The organism is Streptomyces sp. NPDC107765 (assembly GCF_055657085.1).
The window spans coordinates 304,787-326,928 of the sequence record NZ_JBVKBL010000003.1 but is presented as its reverse complement, the minus strand read 5'-3'; the positions used below and the strand labels follow the sequence as shown (position 1 = coordinate 326,928).

At 75.3% G+C, this 22,142-nt stretch carries 11 protein-coding genes; 1 reads left to right on the top strand and 10 read right to left on the bottom strand.

Features of this window, described 5'->3' with window-relative positions; all coding sequences use genetic code 11:
• Positions 1–111 precede the first annotated feature (111 nt).
• The 4 genes from ACZ7MX_RS10110 to sbnA all read right to left on the bottom strand — a co-directional run bounded on the left by ACZ7MX_RS10110 (position 112) and on the right by sbnA (position 15,687).
• Positions 112–936, bottom strand: coding sequence for an ABC transporter permease (locus ACZ7MX_RS10110; RefSeq protein ID WP_472131078.1), 825 nt, complete (start codon positions 934–936; stop codon positions 112–114).
• Entirely contained in the window at positions 933–8,162 is a 7,230-nt protein-coding gene (locus ACZ7MX_RS10105; protein WP_472131077.1) for an amino acid adenylation domain-containing protein, read from the bottom strand. The genes ACZ7MX_RS10110 and ACZ7MX_RS10105 overlap by 4 nt, the downstream gene beginning before the upstream one ends.
• Positions 8,159–14,617, bottom strand: a complete 6,459-nt coding sequence (locus tag ACZ7MX_RS10100) for an amino acid adenylation domain-containing protein (protein ID WP_472131075.1) — start codon at positions 14,615–14,617, stop codon at positions 8,159–8,161. The genes ACZ7MX_RS10105 and ACZ7MX_RS10100 overlap by 4 nt, the downstream gene beginning before the upstream one ends.
• Positions 14,618–14,706: 89 nt before the next feature.
• The gene (gene sbnA, locus ACZ7MX_RS10095; RefSeq protein ID WP_472131368.1) at positions 14,707–15,687 is read right to left on the bottom strand and encodes a 2,3-diaminopropionate biosynthesis protein SbnA; all 981 of its coding nucleotides are present in this window, start codon (positions 15,685–15,687) and stop codon (positions 14,707–14,709) included.
• Between the two features lie 195 nt (positions 15,688–15,882).
• On the opposite strand from sbnA, the gene ACZ7MX_RS10090 reads away from it, so the two are divergent.
• A complete protein-coding gene (locus ACZ7MX_RS10090; protein ID WP_472131073.1) occupies positions 15,883–16,530 on the top strand; it encodes a response regulator transcription factor in 648 nt (215 codons plus the stop codon).
• A gap of 9 nt (positions 16,531–16,539) precedes the next feature.
• Here ACZ7MX_RS10090 and ACZ7MX_RS10085 read toward each other — a convergent pair whose 3' ends face one another.
• The 6 genes from ACZ7MX_RS10085 to ACZ7MX_RS10060 are packed head-to-tail and all read right to left on the bottom strand — an operon-like array spanning position 16,540 to position 22,142.
• Positions 16,540–17,688 carry an acyl-CoA dehydrogenase family protein gene (locus ACZ7MX_RS10085; RefSeq protein ID WP_472131071.1) on the bottom strand — a complete coding sequence of 383 codons (1,149 nt, stop codon included), beginning with the start codon at positions 17,686–17,688 and terminating at the stop codon, positions 16,540–16,542.
• Positions 17,685–18,311: a hypothetical protein gene (locus ACZ7MX_RS10080; protein WP_472131069.1), complete on the bottom strand. Its 627-nt coding sequence runs from the start codon at positions 18,309–18,311 to the stop codon at positions 17,685–17,687. The genes ACZ7MX_RS10085 and ACZ7MX_RS10080 overlap by 4 nt, the downstream gene beginning before the upstream one ends.
• Positions 18,308–19,147 carry a hypothetical protein gene (locus tag ACZ7MX_RS10075; protein WP_472131067.1) on the bottom strand — a complete coding sequence of 280 codons (840 nt, stop codon included), beginning with the start codon at positions 19,145–19,147 and terminating at the stop codon, positions 18,308–18,310. The genes ACZ7MX_RS10080 and ACZ7MX_RS10075 overlap by 4 nt, the downstream gene beginning before the upstream one ends.
• Entirely contained in the window at positions 19,144–19,431 is a 288-nt protein-coding gene (locus ACZ7MX_RS10070; RefSeq protein WP_472131065.1) for a phosphopantetheine-binding protein, read from the bottom strand. The genes ACZ7MX_RS10075 and ACZ7MX_RS10070 overlap by 4 nt, the downstream gene beginning before the upstream one ends.
• Positions 19,432–19,471: 40 nt before the next feature.
• Positions 19,472–20,782 (bottom strand): type III PLP-dependent enzyme, encoded by a 1,311-nt coding sequence (locus ACZ7MX_RS10065; protein ID WP_472131063.1) that lies wholly within the window; start codon positions 20,780–20,782, stop codon positions 19,472–19,474.
• Positions 20,772–22,142: a preATP grasp domain-containing protein gene (locus tag ACZ7MX_RS10060; RefSeq protein ID WP_472131062.1), complete on the bottom strand. Its 1,371-nt coding sequence runs from the start codon at positions 22,140–22,142 to the stop codon at positions 20,772–20,774. Before ACZ7MX_RS10060 ends, ACZ7MX_RS10065 begins: the two co-directional genes overlap by 11 nt.

Sequence of the window (22,142 nt, the reverse complement as noted above, 5' to 3'; positions counted from 1 at the left end):
ACGGACGGGGCTCCTGGTGCTGTTGCGGACATGCCGACCCATCCTAAGCGGCTGCTCAGTATGGCTCGCCCGCCGGGTGCCCCTGGGCCCGGCGGCGCCGTGCGCCGCGTCTCACTCCCGTGACCGGAAGCTGGTCAGGGCGGCCGTCATGGCCCCGGCGAGCAGCAGCCCGAGCCAGCAGCCGGCGACCAGGAACGGGTGCTGGCCGGGGAAGCCCGGGCCGGGCTGGACGGGGTTGCCCCACAGGTGGCGGATGGCGTCGGCCACCGCGGTGACCGGGTTCCACTCCACCACCGGGCGGAGCCAGGCGGGCATGGCGGACGCCGAGAAGACCGCGTCCGAGAGGAAGGTGCAGACGACCAGGCCGAGGGCCGCGATCGAGTCGACCGACTCGATGTTGCCCACGGTCATCCCGAGCGCGATGCCCACCCATACGGTCGCGAGGATGAACAGGGCGGCGACGCCGAACCCGGCGAGGACCGACAGCGGGTCGCCGTGCACCCGCCATCCGATCGCCAGGCCGACGAGGCTGATCACCACCAGGACCCCGAGCCCGATCAGCAGGTCACCCAGCGCGTGCGCGGTCAGCACCGCCGCCCGGGAGATGGGCAGCGACCGGAAGCGGTCCATGAGGCCGGCCCGCCGGTCGAGGGCGACGCTGACCGCCGTGGGCCCCACACCGGCCAGGCCTACTTGCGCGGTGATGCCGGCCATCAGGTACTCCTGGTAGGCACCGCCGTGCGGGGAGACGATGGCGTTCTTGAACAGGTAGCCCACGGCGAGCAGCATCACCAGCGGATTCATCACGAGCCCCACCATGCGTCCGGGGGCCCGGCGCAGGTGGCGCAGGCGCCGGCCGGCCAGCGCGAAGGTCTCCCGGACGGCGCCGGCTGCGGCGGACGGTCCGGCTGGGGTGTCGGCGGTGAGGGTGCTCATGCCTGCCTTCCAGGGCGCCGCGACGCGAGGCGGCGCAGGTCGTCGTCGATGATCTTCCCGATCGCCGCTTGGGGCCCGGGGTGCATCAGGTACTCGTGCTCGTGCGGTACGTCGTGCCGGTGCACCGTGCCGGTCACGTGCTGCCGCCAGCGCCGGACGGCGTGCGTGGTGGCGGCCGCGGAGCGTTCGGCGGCGGCGACCACCAGCGTCATCGCGCCCCGGTGGCTGCCGGGCCGGAAACGGGTCGCCAGGTCGGCGTGGTGCCGCATGGTGGCCATCAGCCGCTCGACGTCCTCGGTGGCGAGCCGGGCGAACGTCCCCCCGTGCCGGCGGAGCGTCCGCGCGACGGACTCGGCGCCGCCGTCGGCCGCCCCGGCCGCGTCCTCGTGCCCGAGGTACGCGAGGAAGCGCACCAGGAGTTCCCGGTCGCCCGGCAGCGGCCCGTCGTGGGCGGGGTCGTGCGGGTAGGCGTCGAGGTTGGCCAGGTAGGCCACGCGTTCCCCGCCCTCCCGGAGCCGGACGGCCAGTTGGTGGGCGAGCAGGCCGCCGTAGGACCAGCCCATCAGGTGGTAGGGGCCCTCGGGCTGGATCCGGCGGATCAGCCGGAGGCAGTCGTCGGCCTGCGCCTCCAGGCCGGGCGGTGGCGCGCCACCGCTCGCCTGCGGGGCCTGGAGGCCGTACAGGGGGCGGGCCGGGTCGATGTGGGCGGCCAGGCCGAGGTACGGAAGGCTGAGGCCCAGTCCGCCGTGGAGGCACCACAAGGGCGGCAGCTCGCCCGTGGGCCGGATGGGCAGCAGGGGGGCGAACGGGTCCAGGCCGGCCGCGTCGAGTCCGCCGGCCGTCCACTGCTCCGCCAGGTGCCGGACCGTGCCGTGGCCCGCAGCCGCCGGGCCGCGGCCGGCCAGCGCGGCGAGGGCGGCGAGGGCGGCGACGGTGCGTGCGGTGAAGACCTCCGCGACGGCGACCCGCAGGCCGTCCTTGGCCAGCCGGGAGACCAGTTGGACGCTGCCGATGCTGTTGCCCCCGAGGGCGAAGAAGTCGTCCTCGGCGCCGACCCCGGCCACCCCCAGCACCTCGGCGAAGGCGTCGGCGACCAGCCGTTCGGTCCCGGGCGCGGGCGGCCGGGACGGCGTGCCGCGCCGCTCGGGCACCGGCAGCGCGGCGACGTCCAGCTTGCCGTGCACGGTCAGCGGCAGCTCCGCCAGGGGCACGAGGGCCGCGGGCACCAGGTGGCCGGGCAGCTTGCGGGCGAGCGCGGCACGCAGCGCCGCGAGGTCCGGTGCGGTGCCGGCCTCGGGCACCAGGTAGCCGACGAGCCTCAGGTCCCCGGGGCGGTCCTCACGTGCGACGACGGCCGCCTGGGCCACCCCGGGCTGCTCGGTCAATGCGCTCTCGATCTCGCCGGGTTCGACCCGGAAGCCGCGGATCTTGACCTGCTGGTCGGCCCGGCCCACGTAGTCCAGGTTGCCGTCGGGCAGCCACCGCACGAGGTCTCCGGTGCGGTACATGCGGGAGCCGGGCGGGCCGAAGGGGTCGGCGACGAAGCGTGCCGCGGTCAGCTCCGGGCGGTTGAGGTAGCCCACCGCGAGGCCCGTGCCGCCCACGTAGAGCTCTCCGGTGACGCCGGCCGGAACGGGGGACAGCGCGTCGTCGAGGACGTGGAGCCGGTGCCCGGCGACGGGGCGGCCGATCGGGGGGCGTCCCCCGTCGAGCCGCTCGCTGATCGAGCAGCAGACCGTGGTCTCGGTCGGGCCGAAGGCGTTGACCATCCGGGTGGTCCCGGCCCAGCGCTCGACGAGCTCCGGCGGGCAGGCCGAGCCGGCGACCGCGAGCAGCATGTCCTTCGGCAGCCGGGCGTCCGGCGGGAGGGAGGCGACCACGACCGGCGGGAGCACCGCGAGGTTGACCGCGTGCCGGCCGATCGTGTCGGCCAGCGGCTCGCCGGCCCGCCGGTCGTCGTCGGCCTGGACCAGGGTGCCGCCGCTGAACAGCGAGACGCACAGTTCCCACACGGCCGCGTCGAAGCCGAAGGACGCGAACTGCAGGGCCCTGGTGTGCGGGCCGAGCCCGAGGCGGGCCCGGTGGTCGCGGGCGAGGTCGGCGGCCGTGGCATGGCTGACGGCGACGCCCTTGGGCCGCCCGGTGGAACCGGAGGTGTAGATCACGTACGCGAGGTCCGCGGGGGTGAGCGGCCGGGTGCGCTCGTCGTCGGTCAGCGGCCGGGACGGGTGCGCGGCGACGGACGCCGCGGTCGCGGGGTCGTCGAGCACCACGGTCCGGTCGTCCGGCACGACGTCGCCGGGCAGCGCGCCCGACGCCCGCACCGCGGTGCAGGTGACCTGGAGCGCGGGCCGGGCGTCGGTCAGCATCTGCCTGATCCGCGCGGTGGGGTAGCCGGGGTCGACCGGGAGGTAGGCCGCGCCGGTCTTGAGCACCGCGAACAGCGCGACCACCAGGTCGGCCGAGCGGGGCAGCGCCAGGGCGACCAGGGTGCCCGGGCCGGCGCCGAGGTCCCGCAGACGGCGGGCCAGCCGGCCGGCCCGCTCGTCCAGTTCGCGGTAGCTCAGCCGGTCCCGGTCGGAGACGAACGCGGGGTGGCCGGGCTGCTGCCGCGCCCACTGTTCGAACAGGGCCGGCAGGGTGACGGGCGGGGGCGCGGGCCACCGCGGGTCGGCGCTCCACCGGTCCAGGATCTGCCGGCGTTCCCCGGGCGCCAGGACCGCGAGGGAGCTCAGCCGTTCCGCGGGCCGGGTGACCGCGGCGGTCAGCAGCCGGACGAAGCGCTCCGCGAGCCGTTCGGCGGTGGGGCGGGTGTACAGGTCGGTGGCGAACTCCAGCCGGCCGGTGAGGCCCGCCGGTCCGTCGGCGTCGTGCTCCTCGGCGATCTCGAAGGCGAGGTCGAACTTGACGCCGAGGCCCACCTCCACCGGGGCGCACTCCAGTCCGTCCAGGGAGAACCGCGTGCGCTCGGTGTTCTGGAGGATGAGCATGACCTGGAACAGGGACTGGCGGGCCAGGGAGCGGGTGGGGCCCAGCGCCTCCACCAGGCGCTCGAAGGGCAGGTCCTGGTGCGCGTAGGCACCGAGGTCCGTCTCCCTGACCCGGTGCAGCAGTTCGCCGAAGGTCGGGTTGCCGCTGGTGTCGGTGCGCAGCACGAGGGTGTTGACGAAGAAGCCGACCAGGTCGTGCAGGGCGGCGTCGGTGCGGCCCGCCACGGGGGTGCCGAGGGGGATGTCGGTGCCGGCGCCCAGCTTGGTGAGGGTGACGGCGAGGGCGGCCTGGAGCACCATGAACGGGCTGACGCCGGCGGAGACGGCCAGCGCGGCCAGCCGGCGGTGGGTCTCGGCGGGCACGGTGAAGCCGACCGCGTCACCGGCGTACCCGGCCACCTGCGGCCGCCGGTGGTCGGTGGGCAGCTCCAGCTCTTCGGGCATGCCGCGCAGGGCGGTGGTCCAGTGGTCGAGCTGCCGGTTCTGGAGGCTTCCGGGGTCGTCCTCGGCGCCGAGCAGGCGCCGCTGCCACAGCGTGAAGTCGGCGTAGGTCACCGGCAGTCCGGGAAGCTCGGGGGCCCGGCCGGCGGCCCGCGCCCGGTACGCCCGGGAGAGTTCGCCGGCGAGGACCTCCAGCGACCAGCCGTCGACGGCGATGTGGTGCATCACCAGCAGCAGCACGTGCCGGTCCGGTCCGAGCCGGAACAGCCGGGCGCGCAGCGGGAGTTCGGTGGCGAGGTCGAAGTCGGCCGCGCACTCGGCGGCGAGCCGGGCGGTCAGCTCCCGCTCGCCCCCGGTCACCTCGTACCGCGGCAGCTCCGGCCGGGCCGCGGCGGCGTCCACCACCACCTGGCCGGGGACGCCGGCCAGTTCGGGGTAGACGGTGCGGAGCACCTCGTGGCGGTCGGTGAGGTCGCCCAGGGCCGCGCGCAGCGCCCCGGTGTCCAGCGCGCCGGTGAGGCGGACCGCCGACGCCACGTGGTAGGCGCCGCCGCCGGGGGCGAGGCGGTTGAGGAACCACAGCCGCTGCTGCATGTGCGACAGCGGCACGAAGGACGGCCGTTCCTGCGGGCGCAGGGGTTCCCGGGCGGCCGGCGCGGCGGTGAGGTGGCCGGCGAGGGCGGCCGGCGTGCGGTGGTCGAAGAGGGCGCGGACCGACAGTTCGGCCCCGAGCGCGGCCCGGACCCGGCTGACCAGCCGGGTCGCCAGCAGGGAGTGGCCGCCCAGGACGAAGAAGTCGTCGTCCGGGCCGACGTCGGCGCAGCCCAGGGCGTCGGCGAACAGGCCCCGCAGGATGTCCAGCGCGGGGGTGCCGGTGGCCGGGAGGGGCCGGGCCCGGGGGGTGGCCGGCGGCTCCGGGAGCCGGGCGCGGTCGACCTTGCCGCTGGGGCCGAGCGGCAGCTCCTCCAGGCGGACGAAGACCGCCGGGACCATGTAGGAGGGCAGCGCGGCGGCGACTCCCTCGCGGATCCGCGCGGTGTCCGGGTCCGGGTCGGTGGTGACGAGGTGGGCGACCAGCCGTACGTCGTCCGCCCCGTAGGTGCGGGGCACCACCACGGCGTGGGTCACCCCGGGCTGTGCGACGAGGGCCGCCTCGATCTCGCCGGGTTCGATGCGGTGGCCGCGCACCTTGATCTGGTGGTCGGTCCGGCCGAGGTACTCCAGCTGCCCGTCGGCGTCCCAGCGGGCCAGGTCACCGGTGCGGTACATGCGGGTGCCGGGGGCGCCGTGCGGGTCGGCGACGAAGCGTTCGGCGGTCAGCGCGGGGCGCCCGAGGTAGCCGTCGGCCAGTTGGGAGCCGGCCAGGTAGAGCTCGCCCACGACGCCGGGCGGCACCGGTCGCAGCGCCGCGTCCAGGACGTAGCCGCGGGTGTTGGCCAGCGGGGTGCCGATGGGCGGGGTGCGGTCGACCGGTGCCCGTACCTCGTGGGCGGTGACGTAGACGGTGGCCTCGGTGGGTCCGTAGAAGTTGACGAGGGATCCGGCGTGCCGGAGCAGCCCCTCGGCGAGCGCCGCGCTCAGCGCCTCTCCCCCGGACAGCAGGCGCAGTCCGGCCAGGCAGGCGGGCTGCGAGGTCAGCAGCGCCTGCAACTGGCTGGGGGTGGCCTGCAGGACGGTCGCGCCGTGGGTCCGCACCGCCGCCGCGAGGGCCGCCGGGTCGCGGGTGGTGGCCCGGTCGGCGAGGACCAGGCCGCTGCCGGTCAGCAGCGGCAGGAAGAGTTCCAGCAGGGCGATGTCGAACCCGAAGGTGGTGGTCGCCAGGGTGCGGTCGTCCCCGGTCAGGGGCACTCTGCGCGGCACGTCGTGGAGGAAGTTGGCGAGGGCGCCGTGCGGGACCACGACGCCCTTGGGCCGGCCGGTCGAGCCCGAGGTGTACAGGAGGTAGGCGGGCAGGCCGGGGCGGAGCGGGCCGCCGCGCTCGGCGTCGGTGACCTCGCCGTCGGCGAGGGTGTCCAGCACGTCGTGGACGGCGGGCCGGTCCACCAGGACGGTGGGGCCCGGCCAGCCGATGGCGGCGGCCTCGGCGGTGGCGCTCAGCAGCACGGCGGGGCGGGCGTCGTCCAGCATGTACCGGATGCGGCTGCGCGGGTGGTCGGGGTCGACCGCGAGGAACGCGCCGCCGGCCTTGAGGACGGCGAGCACGGCGATCAGCAGGTCGTCGGTGCGGGGCATCGCCACGGCGACGACGGACCCCGGCCCGACACCGTGGTCGAGCAGGTGCCGGGCGAGCCGGTTGGCGCGACTCTCCAGCGCGCCCGCGGTCAGCGTCCCGTGGTCGCTGACCACGGCGACCCGGTCCGGATCCGCGGCGGCCCGCCGGGCGAGGGCGTCCGGCAGCAGCCGATCGGGGGCGGGCCGGGCGGTGTCGTTGTACCGGGTCAGTACGAGCTCGCGTTCGCCGGGTGTGAGGAGGTCGAGGCGGCCGGCCGGTTCGCCGGCGACGTCGGGGAGGCGCGCCAGCAGCCGGGTGGCGCGTGCCAGCAGCCGGTGGGCGGCCTGCCCGGTGAAGAGTCCGGGGTGGTGCTGCAGGCGCAGTTCGAGGCCGTCGCCGGGGAGGACGACCAGGCTCAGCGGGAACTCGGTGTCGTTGCGGATGTCGGAGGCGAGCAGGCGCAGGCCGGTCAGTTCGGTGAAGGCGTCCTCGCCGGTCCGCGGGTAGTTCTGGAACAGCACCGCGGTGTCCAGGAGGGTTCTGCCGCCGGCGAGTTGCTGGATGTCGGCCAGGCCGAGGTGCCGGTGCGGAAGCAGGTCCGCCTGCCGGTCCATGAAGGCGGTGAACAGGTCGGTCAGGGAGCGGGCCGGGTCGATCCGCAGCCGGGCGGGCAGGGTGTTGGCGAACATCCCGACCAGCGAGTCGACGCCGGGCAGCTCGGCCGGCCGGCCGGAGTCCACCACCCCGAAGGTGACGTCGTCCCGGCCGGTGAGCTGGCCGACGAGGAGTCCCCAACTGCCCTGGACCACCATGCCGGTGGTCAGCTGGTGGCCGCGCGCCCAGTCGGCCAGGCGTGCGGCGGCCGGTGGCGGCAGGTGGCCGCGCACGGTGTGCGGGACGATCGCGGTGCGGCCCGGGTCGTCCGGCGCGACCAGGGACGGTTCGGACAGTCCCGACAGCGCCTCGTGCCACGCCTGCCGTGCCGCCGGGCCGTCCTGGCGGGTCAGCCAGGTCAGGTAGTCCCGGTAGCCGGTCCCCGGACGTACGGCGGAGCCGGCGGCGGTGGACGCGGCGGCGTAGTCCTCGAAGAGGCCGGACAGCAGCAGCGGCATGGACCAGCCGTCCACCACGATGTGGTGCGCGGTGAGCAGGAAGCGGTGCAGACCGTCGGCGCGGCGGACGAGGGTGCACCGCAGCAGCGGCGGGCGGGTGAGGTCGAAGCGTTCGGTCCGGTCGGCCTCGGTGATCCGTTCCAGTTCGGCACGCTGCCCGTCGGGGGGCAGGTGGCCGAGGTCGACCGAGGTCCAGCGCAGGGGCACGGCGGCCGGCACCACCTGTACCGGCTCGCCCGACCTGCGGGTGCGGAAGCAGGCCCGCAGGTTGGGGTGGCGGACGAACTGGGTGCGCACCGCGGCGCGCAGCCGGCCTTCGTCGAGGGAGCCGGCGAGGTCGGCGGTGAACTGCAGGACGTGGATGTCGGGGCCGTCCTGCACGAGGTCGGCGTGGAAGAGGAAGCTGCGCTGCAGCGGCGACAGCGGCAGGAACTCACTGCTCGGCCGGCTCGTGGGGGTGGTCGCCATCATGACTCCAGCTCGGTGTCGAGGTCCGCCAGCTCACCTTCGAGTGCGGCCAGTTCGTCGCCGTCCAGGCCGAGGAGATCCGTCGGGTCCGTCGGGTCCGCGGGGGTGCGGGCCCCGGCCGGGGCGGGCTCCCCGGCGGGTGGCCGGGCGGCGGCGAGGGCGGCGGGGGTGCGCAGCCGGAAGACCTGGCCGGCGGTCAGCAGCAGCCCCTTGGCCCGGGCCCGGCCCACGACCTGGATCGCGCTGATCGAATCCCCGCCCAGCAGGAAGAAGTTGTCCTGCGGGCCCACGTGTCCGAGCCCCAGGACCTCCGCGAACAGTCCGCACAGCAGCTCCACCCCGGCGCCCGCCGTGCCGGGGGCCGGTCCGGTGCCGGCCGGGTCCGTCCCGCCGGCGGGCGCCGGGACACCGCCGCGGGGCAGCAGGTCCTCGTCGGGGCCCGGGACGTCCGGTCCGGTCACGGGCCGGCCGGGGTGCTCCACCAGCCCCAGGAGCAGCCGGCGGAAGGCGGTGGCGAGCGCCTCGACGGTGGCCCGGTCCAGGACGTCGGGTGCGTGGTCGAAGCCGATCTCCATGCGGGGGCCGGTCCGCACCACGAGGCTGAGGGGGTGGTGGCGGGCGTCGCGGGCGCCCGCGTCGGCCGCCCGCAGGCCCGCCCCGGTGGGCAGGTCGTCGGTGGCCACGGTCGGGAAGTTCTCGAAGACCAGGACCGTGTCGAAGGGTTCACCGGCCGCGGCGAGCGCGGGGTTGCCGCCGAGCATCTCGCCGAGCGTCAGGTGGTCGGCGTCGCGCAGCGCCGACTGCTCCTTCTGCAGCCGGTGCAGGAAGTCGGTCGCCGGTTCGTCCGGGCGCAGCGCGGCACGTACCGGGAGGGTGTTGAGGAACGGTCCGACGATGGACTCCACACCGGGCAGTCCGCCGGGGCGGGTGGAGACGATCGAGCCGAACAGCACGTCGTCGCGTCCGGTCGTCCGGCTCAGCAGTGCCGCCCAGGCACCCAGCAGGAGGGTGTTGACGGTGAGTCCCTGGGCGGCCGCGAACCCGGTGAGCGCGGCCGTTTCGGCCTCGGTCAGCAGCAACGGCACCGACGCGGGCTCGACCGGTTCCCGGCCCGGCCCGGCCGCGCAGAGGTACACCGGTCCGGTGAGGCCCTCCAGCGCCGAGCGCCAGACGGCCCGGGCCGCCGCCCGGTCCTGTGCGGCGAGGTGGGCCAGGTAGGCGCGGAACGGCACCGGGGCGGGCAGGCCCTGGGCGTCGCCGCCGTCCGCGTAGCAGGTCAGCAGTTCCCGGACGAGGACGGGCATGGACCAGCCGTCGACCAGGATGTGGTGCAGGGTCCAGATCAGCCGGTGGCGTCGGTCGTCGAGGCGGACCAATGTCCAGCGCATCAAAGGCGGGCGGGCGAGGTCGAAGTGGCGCTCCCGGTCGGCCGCGGCGAGGCGGGACAGTTCCGCCGCACGCTCCTCGGCGGCCAGGGCGCGGCAGTCGGCCCGGGTGAGCGGCACGGTGACGCCCTCGCGCAGTACGGCGACCGGGTCGCCGGTGTCGCGGTGGCGGAAGCCCGCCGCCAGCTGGGGGTGCCGGTGCAGCAGGGCGGCCATCGACCGTTCCAGCGCCGCGGGGTCGAGGGGGCCGTCCAGGTCGGCGCTGATCTGGAGGGTGTAGAGGTCGGGTCCGTCACCGCGCAGGTGGGCCTGGAACAGCAGGCCGCGCTGGAACGCGGTCAGCGGCAGCACGTCCGTCAGGGCGCCGGCGCTCTCCTGCGCCAGGTGGTCGGTCTCCTCCTGGGTCAGGGAGACCAGCGGGAAGTCCGACGGGGAGTGCCCGCCGGCGTCCGGCAGGGCGAGGTGGCGCACCACGGCCCGCAGCGCCTCGAACCAGCCCTGGGCGATCTCCTCGGCGTCCGCGGCGGTCAGCACGCCGTCGGCCCACAGCCACTCGGCGGCCAGCCGCGGTCCGGTCCCGAGGTCCTCGGTGACGGCGGTGACGGCCAGCGGGTGGCGCAGCGGCATGCCGGGGTGGACGCCGGTGCCGACGACCGCGTGCGCGCCGTCCATGGTCCACGGGCCGGCCGCGCCGTCCGCGGTGAACCGCCCGAGGTAGTTGAAGCCGATCTCCGGGGTGCCGCCCGCCGCCAGCAACCGGGCCGTCTGCGGGTTGAGGTGGCGCAGCAGGCCGTGGCCGAGGCCGCGGTCGGGCACCGCGCGCAGCTGCTCCTTGGTGCGCTTGACGACGGTGGCCAGGGCGGGGCCGGCGGCCCAGGCGTCGGCGGCGTCGAACTCCCCCGGGTCGAGCAGGACGGGGAAGACGGAGGTGAACCAGCCGACCGTGCGGGACAGGTCGGCCGCTTCGTCGAGTTCCTCGCGTCCGTGGCCTTCGAGTTCGACCAGGACCCGCGGGCCCGCGTCCGGGGTGTGGCGGGACCGCCAGCGGCCGACGGCCAGGGCGAGCGCGGCCAGCAGGAGGTCGTTGATCTCGCCGTGGAAGGCGGCGACGGCGGAGGTGAGCAGGGCGGCGGTGGTGTCCTCGGGGAGGTGCAGCCGCAGCCGGCCGGCCCGGCCGTAGGTGTCGCGGGCCGGGTCGAGGGGGCGCCGGCCGAGACCGGCGGCCGGGTCGCCGGTCTGCCGCTGCCAGTGGTCGAGTTCGGCGATCCGCCGGCCGGAGCGGGACTCGCGGGCCAGCAGGGACGCCCAGCGCCGGTAGGAGGTGGGCACCTGCGCCGGCTCCGGGCGCTTCCCAGCATCGACCGCCTCGCAGGCGGCGCGAAGGTCGGCGAGGAGGATGCGCCAGGAGACGCCGTCGACGACGGTGTGGTGGGCGAGCAGCAGCAGGCGGCCGGTGCCGTCCGGTCCGCGGCCGAGGAGCACCGCCTGCAGCATGACGCCGGTGCGCGGGTCGAGCCGGGAGCGGGCCGCCTCGACCTGGGCCGCCACGGTCCGTTCGAGGGCGGCCGGGTCGGGCAGGGCGCCGTCCGCGGTGTGGAGCAGGCCGGCGGCGTCGACCGTGCCGGGCTCCCCGGTGCGCAGCGTCCAGACGCCGGGCACGGGTTCGCCGAGCCGCAGCCGGAGCACGTCGTGGCGGTCGACGAGGGCCTGCAGGGCGGGGAGGAGGCATTCGGCGGTCAGTTCCGGGGGTGTGCGGAGGACCACGTACTGGCTGTACTGCGCCGCGGGCCCGTCGAGCGTGGTCAGGTCCTCGCAGAGCTGGGCGATGATCGGGGTGGGTTCGACGTCCCCGACGCCGTCGTCGGCCGCCGTGGTCCGCGGCGCGGAGGCCGCCGAGGCGTTCTCGCCCCCGTCCACGGGGTGGTGCGCGGCGAGGGCGGCGGGGGTGCGGTGGTCGAAGATCGCCCGGGGGGTGAGGGTCACCCCCCGGGTCCGTGCCCGGCTCACCACCTGGATCGCGGTGATGGAGTCGCCGCCGAGGGCGAAGAAGCTGTCGTCGACCTGGACCTCGGCCAGGTGCAGCACCTCGGCGAAGGTCTCGCAGAGCACCGTCTCGGCCCCCGGCCGCGGCCCGCGGCGCCGCCGGGTGACCGGGGCGGTGCCGGCGGTGCCGCCGGGTGCGGGGTCGGGCAGCGCCCGCCGGTCCACCTTGCCGTGCGCGGTCAGCGGCATCCGGTCCAGCGCGACCCAGCCCGACGGCACCATGTACTCCGGCAGCGCCGAGGCGACCGCGTCGCGTACCGCGTCCGTGGGCAGGTCCGGCGCGACGACGTAGGCGATCAGGCGGGTGGTGCCGGACGGGCCGGCGACCGCCCGCACCGCCGCGTCGGCCACCTTGTCGACGGCGCGCAGCGCGGCCTCCACCTCGCCCAGTTCGATCCGGTGTCCGCGCACCTTGACCTGGTGGTCCAGGCGCTCGACGAACTCCAGCCGGCCGTCGGGGCGGCGCACCACGCGGTCGCCGGTGCGGTACATCCGTGCCCCGCCCCCGGCGAAGGGGTCGGCGACGAACGAGGCGGCGGTCTTGACCGGGTCGCCGAGGTATCCGCGGCCCACTCCGGCGCCGCCCACGAAGAGTTCGCCCACCTGGCCCACCGGGACCGGGCGCAGGTCGCCGCCGAGCACGTGCAGGACGGTGTTGCGCACCGGCCGGCCGATGGGGACCCGGGCGCCCAGCTCCTCCCCCGGCCGCAGCACGGCATGGGTCACGTCGTCCGAACACTCCGTGGGGCCGTAGGCGTTGACCATCGGCACCCGGGCGATCCGCCACCACCGTGCGCACAGGTCCGCCGGGAGCGCCTCACCGGTGACCATCAGCCAGCGGAGCGGGGCGGTGTCGGGGCCGGTGCCCGAGACCTGCCAGAGGTCCAGGGCGGCGCGCAGCAGGGACGGCACGACCTCCAGGACCGTCACCGCGTGGTCCGCGACGGTGCCGAACAGGGCCTCGGGGTCGGCCGCGACCTCGTGCGGGACGCTCTGCACGACGCCGCCGGCCAGCAGCGGGCCCAGCATCTGCCACACCGACACGTCGAAGGTCACCGGTGCGTTCCACACCACCGTGTCGGCGGGCCCGAGGCCGAGGTCCTCGATCTTGGCGAGGAGGTGGTTGAGCATTCCGCGGCGTTCGACGACGGCGCCCTTGGGCCGGCCGGTCGACCCCGAGGTGAAGATCACGTAGGCCGGGTCGTGCGGCCGGCCCACCGGAGCGGCCGGCGCGGTGGGCGCGGGCGCCGCGGCCGCCGCGTTGAAGTCTTCGTCCGCCGCCAGCCGCCGCACCGGGTGGCCGGTCAGCGCGGTCACCTCGTCGGCCGGCGCGGCGCATCCGGGCCCGACCACCAGGTGGCCCACGCGGGCGTCGGTGAGCAGCCCGGCGGCCCGGGCCGCCGGGGCCCGTACGTCCAGCGGAACCCAGGCCCCGCCGGCCTGCAGGACGGCCAGCACCGTGCCGAGGAAGACCGCGCCGGGTTCGGCCAGGACGCCCACCAGCGAGCCGGGTCCCACACCGGCCCCGGTCAGCCGCCGCGCCATCGCATCGGCCCAGGCCACCAACTGGCCGTAGGAGACGGTCCGTTCGCCCTCCGCCAGGGCCTTCGCCGACGGGTCCTGCGCGGCGCGCTCCCGTATCCGCTCCACCACGCCGCCGTGCACCGGGCCGGTGGCTCCGGTGCCGGCGGCGAGCAGCTCGGCGCGTTCGTCCTCGGTGACCATCTCCAGCCGGCCGAGCGGGGTGTGGGCCGGGGCCGACGCCAGCCGGCGCAGGAACGCCTCGAACCGGCCCAGGTGGTCCCGGATCTCCTCCGGGCGGTAGAGCGCGGGGTTGCCGTTCATGTGGAGTTCCAGGCCGCCGCCGGTGGCGTCCAGGACGGTGATCATCAGGTCGTCGACGATGCCGGTGGAGAGGTTGTGCAGCTCCGCCCGGCAGGGGCCGAGGCGGATCTCCGGGTTCTGCGGCAGGACGTTGACGAACGGTCCGAACGGCCGCCGGTCGCCCGCCGTCAGCACCCTCGCCCGGCGCAGCCGCTCGGCCGGGTAGCGCTGGTGCCGCAGCGAGCGGGCGAGGGTCCGCGAGGTCGCGGTGAGCAGCTCGGCCACCGTCGTGGCGGCGGGGAGCCGGGCCGGGAACGGCAGGTAGTTGGCGACCATGCCGGGGACGGTGCGGGCGAGCGCGGACTGCCGCGCGGTCACCGGGAGGGTCAGCAGCACCTCGGGGTTGCCGGTGGCCTTGGCGACGTAGGCGGCCGTGGCGGCGATGGCGAAGGTGGGCCAGGTCACCCCGGCGTCCGCCGCGGCAGTGCGCCAGGCGGTCGCGGCGGCGGCGTCGACGGTGCGGCTGACCCGCAGGAACGCGGTGCCGGGTGCCGGGTCCTCGGTGGCCAGGGTGGTCGGTTCGGCGTCCTGCGGCAGGTGGCGCTCCCAGAAGAGCCGGTCGCGCTCGACCGCGGGCGAGGCCAGGTACGCCGCCTCGCCGTCCAGCAGCACCCGCAGCGGGGGCAGCGGGGTCCCCGGCAGGCCGCCCCCGTCGGCGGCCGGGCCGCCGTAGACCTCGCTGAGCCTGCGGTAGACCGCGAGCCGGCTGTATCCGTCGGCGAGCAGGTGGTGCATGGCCAGGTGGAGCAGGTGGCGGTCGGCGGCGACGCGCACCAGCGTCAACCGGAACAGCAGGCCGCCGGTGAGCCGGAAGGGCCGGTGCAGGTCCTCGTCGAAGAGCCGCAGTGCCTCGGCGACGGGATCGGCGGTGCCGCTGAGGTCCAGGTGCCGCAGCGGCAGTTCGCCGAGCGGCCGCACGTGCTGGACGGGGACGCCGTCCGTCTCGGAGAACCGCGCCCTGGTGCACTCGGCCTCGTGCAGCACCGTCTCCAGCGCCCGGCGCAGCAGGGCCGCGTCGAGCGGGCCGGAGATGTCGAGGTAGTCGGCCATGTTGTAGGCCAGTCGCCCCTGCGAGAGCCGCTCGTCGAACCAGATGCCCAACTGGGCGCCCGTCAACGGCAGGGCGGTGTCGGCGGGTTGGGTCATGGTGTCTCCTGGACGCGTCACGGTGGAAGGGCGGGGCCGCTGCTACGGGGGCGCCTTTGCGAGGGTGGGAGCGAAGGGCGGCGGGAGGCTCAGCCGACCCGGGCGGGCACGTCGTCGTCCAGGGTCCGCGGGCCGTACAGGTCGACGACCCACTGCTCCTGGTACACGGTGTCCAGGTAGCGCTCGCCGAGGTCGGGGGCGATGGCGACGGCCCGGCCGCCGGGCGGCAGCGGATGCCGCGCGAGCCAGGTGAGGGCGCCGCTGACGACGGTGCCGGTGGACCCGCCGAAGAGGAAGCCGCGGCGGGCCAGCCGGCGGCAGCTGCGGATGGTGTCGGGCTCGGCGACCAGCACCACGTCGTCGACGAGCGACTCGTCCAGCAGGGGCGGTCGGACGCCGGTGCCCAGCCCCGGGATCATGCGGGTCCGGGCGGGGCCGCCGAAGGTGACCGACCCCTCCGCGTCCACCGCGACCACCCGGACCTGCGGCTTGTGGTCGCGCAGGTAGCGGGCGCAGCCCATCAGGGTGCCGGTGGTCCCGGCCCCGACGAAGAGGACCGACAGGTCGGGGAAGGCCTTGAGGATCTCCGGGCCGGTGGTGTCGTAGTGTGCCTGCCCGTTGTCCGGGTTGGCGTACTGGTTGAGCCAGAGGAAGTCCTCGTTGCCGGCGCACAGTTCGCGGACGTGTGCGAGGCGCGCGCCGAGCAGCCCGTCCACCGGGTCCGGGGTGGTGATGACGTGCACCTCGCTGCCCAGCGCCTGCATGAGCTGGCGGGCGCCGAGGGTGCAGCGGGAGTCGGTCACGCAGAGGAAGCGGTAGCCCCGGGCGGCGGCCAGCAGGCTCAGGGCCACACCGAGGTTCCCCGAGGAGCTCTCCACCAGGGTGGAGCCGGGACGCAGGCGTCCTTGGCGTTCGGCGGCGTCCACCATCGCGCGGGCGGCCTTGAGCTTGATGGAACCGGCGAAATTGAATCCCTCGCATTTCAGCATCAACGGTTCACCGACGAGGGGTTCCAGATCGACGAAGAGGTCGTCGGCATTGAATTCGTGGGGAGCGGTGATGATGTGAATGGGACACCTGCCGCCTTGATGGGTAGGGGCTTCTTCAGATGCGTGCGCGATCCTGCCAAATCGCACTGACTACCGGTTGACGGGCCGCTGACCGGAATTTGCCAACTTGCCGCTCTTACAGGGGCGTTGCTAGGTTCTGGGCGGCCCGGCCCGACGTCGTGGTCCGGGTGGTGGCCGAATGGGGGGAAGGCAGCCATGCGCATCGTGCTCGCCGAGGACCAGTTCTTGTTGCGGGAGGGTCTGATCCGGCTGCTGGAACCGCACGGTTTCGAGGTCGTCTCGGTCGTCGGCAGCGGCCCGGAGCTGGTCCGGGCCCTGGACGTGGAACGCCCCGACCTGGTCCTGGCGGACATCCGGATGCCGCCGACCCACACCGACGAGGGGCTGCGCGCGGTGCTGGAGGCGCGCCGCCGCCACATCGGCCAGCCGTCACTGCTGCTGTCGCAGTATGTCGACCAGCTCTACGCCCGGGAGTTGCTCGCGGACGGCGAGGGCGGCGTGGGCTATCTGCTGAAGGACCGGGTCTTCGACGCCACGCAGTTCGTCTCGGCGCTGCGCCAGGTGGCCGGCGGAGGCACGGTGATGGACCCGGACGTGGTCACCGCGATGATGTCCGGCAGCGGGCGGGACGAGAAGGTCACGCGCCTCACCGACCGGGAACGCGACGTCCTGCACGGCATGGCCGAGGGCCGGTCCAATGCCGGGATCGCCGCCCTGCTGGTCATCACGGAGAAGGCGGTCACCAAGCACATCGGCAACATCATGCAGAAGCTGGATCTGCCGCCGTCCAAGGACGACAACCGCCGGGTGCTGGCCGTCCTGACCTATCTCAACCATTCCTGACCGCGGCGGTCAGTCTCCGGCCCGCCCGGACAGCAGCGCCGGGAAGAGGTTGAGGTGCTGGATGTTGCGGGTGCCCTCCATGAACTCGACGCCCCGGGCGTCCCGCGCCAGCTTGTCCAGCAGCGGGTGGCCGGCCCGGGCGGCGGGCGCCAGCAGTTCGCAGGCGGCCAGCGTGACCTCCTCGGCCAGTGCGCACGCCCGCGCCTTGGCGGCCGAGGCGAGGTGTCCGTCGCCGGTGGCGTCCACCTCCGCGGCGGCCCGGAGCACCAGGGACCGGGTGGCCTCGATCCGGCGGCCCAGTTCCTCGATGCGGTCCCGGGCGGCGCCCCGGGCGGCAGGCCGCTGCTCGACGACGTAGGCATGGGCCGCCCCGGCGATGCCGAGGGCCAGCGCCGCCACCCCGGGCCGCAGCCGGTGGAACACCTGGACGCAGGCCCACATGCCGCGGCGGACGGGCGACAGATGGCGGCCGAGCACCCGCTCGGGCTCGACGGGGACGTCGTCGAGGGTGACGGCGCCCAGTTGCGCGCCGCGCAGTCCGAGCGTGTCCAGCGGCTCGGCCCGCCAGCCGGCGCAGCCGGTGTCCACCAGGACGGCCGTCACGCCGAGCGGTCCGCTGCCGGTGCGGGCGAAGACCACGGCGAGCTGGGCGCGGGCGGCGTTGCCCACGTAGCGTTTGCGGCCGGTCAGGACGAGCCGGCCGTCGGCCCCGGGGCGCAGTGTGGTCTCCATCGCCGAGGCGTCGGAGCCGTGGGCGGGCTCGGTCAACGCGAAGCAGGTCCAGGTCGGTTCGCTCACCAGCCGGGTGTAGTACTCCGCGCGCTGTGCCGGGTCGGCCAGCTTGTCCACCAGCACGCCCGACATCGACGGCCCGGGCGCGGCGAGGGTCAGCCCCGCGTCTCCGCGCGCCAGTTCCTCCAGCACCACGACGTGTTCCACGGCGCCGGTGCCTTCGAAGACGTACGGGCCGACCCGCAGCGGCCGGCCGCCGTACTCGCGCGGTGTGCCGTAGGTGCGGAGGTGGCGGACCCCGGGCAGGTCCAGGTGGCGGTGGACGGCGTCCGGGTCCCGGTCCAGCTCCAGTGCGGCGGCCCGGAACTGGTCGCCCCACTCGCGGGCCCGGTCGCGCAGCGCGGCCAGCCGTGCGTCACCGTTCACCGTTCCTCCTCCGCGTTCTGGTAGACGTCGGCCAGCAGTTCCGACACCTCGGCGACGCCGCCGGGGCCCTCGCGCAGGAATCCGTGGGCGCCCAGCAGCCGCAGCCAGGCCCGGTCGGTGCGGGTGACCCGGGAGTGCAGATGCCGCAGCTGCGCCGGCGTCGCGCCGGTGGGGGCGAGCGAGGCGGCGTGGGCCGTGAGCTCCAGCTCGCCGGCGTACGCCTCCGCGGCCTGGGCCTTGACCAGTTGGTGCATGAGGATGGTGCCGTCCCCGCTGGCGCGGTGGCCCAGCCGGGCCAGGGTGGCGGTGCGGAGTCCGGCGGTGAGGCCGCACCGGATCCAGAGCAGGGCCGGCAGGTCGGCGGGGGCGGGCGCCGGGGCGTCCGGGGTGCGCCGGACCAGGACCACGGGCCCGCCGGGCAGCGGGTACCGGCGCAGCACCCGGCCGGCCATCGGGCCCGCGGGTTCCGGCAGGACGGCGTGGCCGGCGGCGCCGCCGTCCAGGGCGTGCGGGCCGTGCCGGGTCAGCAGGGCCCGCAGGGCGGCCGCCGGGCCCTCGTCCCGGGCCGCGGCGTACAGCGGGCGGTGGTCGGGCGGGGCGCTGACCCCGGCCGCGGCGCTCATGCGGCCACCGGGCCGACGCGGCAGACCGACAGGTCACCGAGGGACCGGTCGTACTCGGCGAGCAGTACCGGCGCGTCGTCCGGTGCCGGGCGCAGGGCGGCCAGCGCTCCGAACAACGCGGTGCACGGCCACCCCTCCGGGGTGTGCCGGAGCGCACCGTACGGGATCCGCGGCTGCCAGCGCTCCCCCACCCCGGCGCCGACCAGGACCGTGGAGGCGCCGTCGGCGGCGAGTTCGGCCGCGAGGGCGTCGAGGGTGCGCGGCACCTCCTCGGCGGGGACGCCCGCCCGCTGGCGCACCCGGAGCCCGTCCGGGGCGCCGTCCGGCGCCGGCTCGACGACCAGCGCCACCGCGGCGTCGCCCGCCACCCGCCGGTCCGGTGGCGGCGAGGCGTCGTACGGCAGGTCCGACTGGTCGAAGGCGAACGCCAGCACCCGCCGGAGGCGGTGCCGGAGCACGCTGGAGCGGGCCAGCGCCAGCATGGTGAAGGGCGCCGAGACGCCGGTGTCGGTGACGCCGAAGAGCCGGGGCCGGCCGGGCAGGCGGGCGGCCAGCGTGGGCCCGGTGAGCGTCAGCGGGTGCAGGTCGGGCGTCGCGTAGGCCAGCAGCAGCAGGTCGACGGGGCGGTCCCGGGCGCCGAGCGGGTCCAGCAGGGCGACCGCCATCTCCTCGAAGGTGGACCCGGTGACGGTCGGCCGGACGGCTTCGCGCAGGGGCACGCCGGCGCCGGCGGCGGCCCGGGCGTGGTACCGGTCGTCGTCGTCGGCGCCGGCGCGGGTGGCCCCCGCCGGGAAGCGGCGGTGGGCCGTCGCGGACACCGTCAGGGCGAGCGTCACCGCTGCGCTCTCAGCTCGCCCAAGAGGTGGCCGGCCAGCGAGCCGACGGTGGCGAAGTGGCTCATCTCCAGGTTCTCCGTGTCGAACTCGCAGTCCAGCAGCTCCTCCAGGGCGAGCAGCAGGTCGAGCACGCCGGTGGAGTCGAGGCCGAGTTCGTCGAAGAGCCGGGTGCCGGGCGCAAGGCCGGTCAGCTCGCGCTGGAGGACGTCGCCGAGGGCTTCGGTGACGGCTGCGGTGACCCGGTCCTGCTCGGTCGTGGGCTGCTGGATGGTCGCTTCGGTCATGTCCGTGTCCTTCGATAGCGGGCCGGCCCGGGTGCCGGACCTAGGCGGTGGGGAGCGAGTCGAGCGGTGGGCGCACGGCGGACGACGCCGGGTCGTACAGGTGCTGACGGGCCAGCAGGTCCCTGGGCGTGTCGGCGTCCCGGACCAGGTGCGCCCGCCCGCGGTGGACCAGCACCTCGGCGGGGTGGCCGTGGGAGAGGAAGAACACCGGTGACGCGCTCGGGCCGTACGCGCCGGACCGCCGTACGCCGAGGAGGTCACCGGTCCGCAGCGGCGGCAGCGGCACCTTCTTGCCGAGGGTGTCGTTGGGCGTGCACAGCGGTCCGGTGATGTTCCACGGTTCGGTGGCGCCGGCGCCGGGCCGGTTGAGCAGTTCGATGGGGAAGTTCCGCTTGACGAACGACCCGATGCCCACGGCGGCCATGTGGTGGTTGGTGCCGCCGTCGGCGACCGCGAAGTTCTCCCCGGCCGAGGTCTTGGTGTAGCCGACCCGGACCACGTACGTCCCGCTGTCGGCCACCAGGTAGCGCCCGAGTTCCATGATCAGCCGGGTGTCGGGGTGGGCTTCGGCGAAGGCGTCCAGGACCGGATTGACGCCGGCCGCCAGCCGCGCCAGGTCCAGGTCGCGCTCGCCGTCGAAGTAGGCGACGCCGAGGCCGCCGCCGACGTCGACCATCTCCAGGGGGAAGCCGTGGTGCGCCGCGATGCGTTCGGCGAGGTCGAGGATGCGCTCGGTGTTGAGCACGACGGCCTCCTCGCTGAGGATGCGGGTGCCCATGTACACCTGCACGCCGGTCAGCCGCACGTGCGTGAGCTGCTTGCCCAGCGGTTCCGAGCCCAGCAGCTGTTCCTCGTCGATGCCGAACTGGCGGGGCTTGCCGCCCATGGTGAGCCCCGAACCCTTCACGGTGAAGCTCGGGTTGACGCGCAGCGCGACCGGAGCGGTCAGCCCCAGCTCCCCGGCCAGCTCCTCGATCGCCGCCAGTTCCTGGAAGGACTCGCAGATGACCGCGTAGACGCCGTGCCGGAGGCAGGCGGCGAGTTCCGCGCGGCTCTTGCCGGGGCCGAGGAAGACGATGTCGCGGGCAGCCACCCCGGCCGCCCGTGCGGTGAGCAGTTCGGTCAGCGAGGAGACCTCGGCCCGGGCCCCGTGCGCGTGCAGCAGCGCGCAGACGGAGACGTTGGGATTGGCCTTGAGCGAGTAGAAGACCTCCAGCCGGGGGTGGAGCAGCTCGCGGAGGGCGTCCATGCGGCCGGTCAGGCGGTCGCCGTCGTAGAGGTACAGCGGGGTGCCGAACTGCTCGGCGAGGGTGGTGATCCCGAGGTTCTGCACGGTGAACTCAGCGGGCATCGGCGGGCTCCTCCGTAAGGGTGGCCAGTTGCTTCGAGACGGCCTCGTCCAGCGCGGGGAGCCGTTCGGGGGCGCCGACCAGCAGTCCGTACAGCCGCCCCTGGTGGGGCCCGGAGCCTGCGCCGGCGTTGACGGTGGCGAAGTTGTTGACGACCAGCCCCTCCTCCCCCGGTGCCCGCAGCAGCAGGCCGTCCAGCAGCCGGCGCACGGCGGCGAACGGCAGCTCCTGGCGCAGCCGGAGGGGGTAGTGGCGGGCGAGGGCCGACTGTCCCGGGGCGAGCACGCGTTCCTGGAGCCGGACCTGGTAGGTGGACATGTTGTTGCGGGCGTTGATCTCGATCACCGGGAAGACGCCGCCGTCGGTGTCCACGAGCGCGTCGATGCCGGCCACGCCGAAGAACCCGTCGGACGCCAGCTGCTTGCCGAGCAGCCGGGCGGCGTGCCGGATCTCCCCGAGCTGACTGGGCGTCAGATCGGGTGGGAAGCGGTGGCCCTTGTGCACCCCGCCCTCGGTGAGGGCCTCCTTGACGAAGTCCAGCCGCACGGTGCCGTCCCGGCCCACGGTGATCTGGTAGTTGAGGTCCCGGTCCTTGGCCACCCTCTCCTCGATCACGAAGGCGGCGCGGTCAACGCCTGCGGCGCGGGCGCTCCGGGTGATCACGGTGTGCAGCCGGTCGAGCCGGCGCCGGCCGTCGACGACCGCGATGCCCTTGCCGGAGACGCCGAACGCCTCCTTGACCATCAAGGGGACGCCGCGCCCGCACAGTTCGGCGGCGTGCGGCAGCACGGCGTCGAGTTCGTCGAGCGTTTCGCAGGCCCAGCCGCGCGGCTGCCGCAGCCCGGCCGCGTCCGCGGCGCGCCGGCTGTAGACCTTGCTGTTGACGGCCTTGCACAGCGGTGCCGGCGGGGCGGCCAGCGGGATCCCGGCCCGGGCGGCGAGGTCCTCCTCCAGGGCGGAGACCCCGTGCGGGGCCAGCAGCGCGCCCCGGTCCGCCAGTTGTCCGAGGGTGGCGATCAGCGCGTCGTCCGCCAGGGCGTCCCGGGTGACCATGTGGTCCGGCCGCTGGTCGGCCACCACGTGCACGGTGGGCAGGGCCAGGCCCAGCCCGCGCAGGTGGTCCAGGTAGTCCTCGTCGGGCCGGGACTTGAGGACGACGTGGTCGTCGGCGTCGCCCAGCAGCAGCGCGAACTCCTCCATGCGGTTGACCACGGCGCTGTTGCCGGCCGACGAGAGCCGGGGCAGTCCGGTCTCGCCGACGGCCCACTCCTCCTCGACCTCGAAGTTGCCCAGGAACACCAGGGACGCCCCCGGGTCACCGGCCACCGCGGTCTTCAGCCGCCGGCTGAAGTTCTCCTCCAC